At 59.7% G+C, this 878-nt stretch carries 1 protein-coding gene; it reads left to right on the forward strand.

Annotation, left to right across the window (positions count from 1 at the left end):
- Positions 1 to 800: group II intron maturase-specific domain-containing protein (locus AC1RQI_RS16945; protein ID WP_481905788.1), on the forward strand; the 800-nt coding region annotated here is incomplete at its 5' end.
- Positions 801 to 878 lie beyond the last annotated feature (78 nt).

The following is an 878-nucleotide window of genomic DNA, read 5'->3' on the forward strand; positions in this document are numbered from 1 at the left end:
TCCGTCGCCGGATCGCGGACGGCAGCGTCCTGTCACTGCTGCGCCAGTTTCTGGAAAGCGGCGTGATGGTAGGGTACCACCTCGAAGAGACGGAGCTGGGAAGCCCGCAGGGCGGCGTGATCAGTCCGCTGATTGCGAACATCTATCTGGACGCCTTTGACCAGCACATGAAGGCGCGGGGTCACCGTATCGTGCGCTACGCGGACGATATTCTGATCCTGAGCGGTTCACGAGCGGGTGCGGAGAATGCGTTACGGGTTGCCCGGCACTATCTGGAAAATGAGCTGAAGCTGACGGTCAACGTCACCAAGACCCATATCGCCCACAGCGGTGAAGGGGTGAAGTTCCTGGGTGTTGCGATCCACACGGGTTATACCCGCATTCAGGACAAGAAGGTGGCTGGCGTGAAGCGCAAGCTTAAGGGCTTGACGCGACGCAACCGAGGAGTGGGGCTGGAGGCGGTCATCCGCGAACTGAACCCCGTTCTGAGAGGCTTTGCCAACTACTTCCGGGTGGCGAACTGCGCGAGGGTGTTGAAGCAGGTGATGAGTTGGTTACGGCGGCGACTGCGCGCCATCCAGCTCAGGCAGTGGAAGAAGCCGAGTCGACTGCATCGGCGGTTGAAACAGCTGGGCTATCGCCCGCCGTTTCAGTCCATCAAGATGCAAAGTTGGCGCAATGCGGCATCACCGCTGGCCAGTCTGGCTCTACCCAACGCCTACCTGCACAATGACCTGCGGTTAGTGGATCTGACCCAGGTCCAAACCGGCATCACTGTCCCCGAGTTCGGGGTAAGTTAATGGCATGAGCCGTATACGTGGTCCGTATGTACGGTTCTGTGAGAGGGATGAGGCGGAGACGCCTCACCCTACTCGATA

The sequence above is a fragment of the Salicola sp. AFF1 genome, from assembly GCF_056783195.1.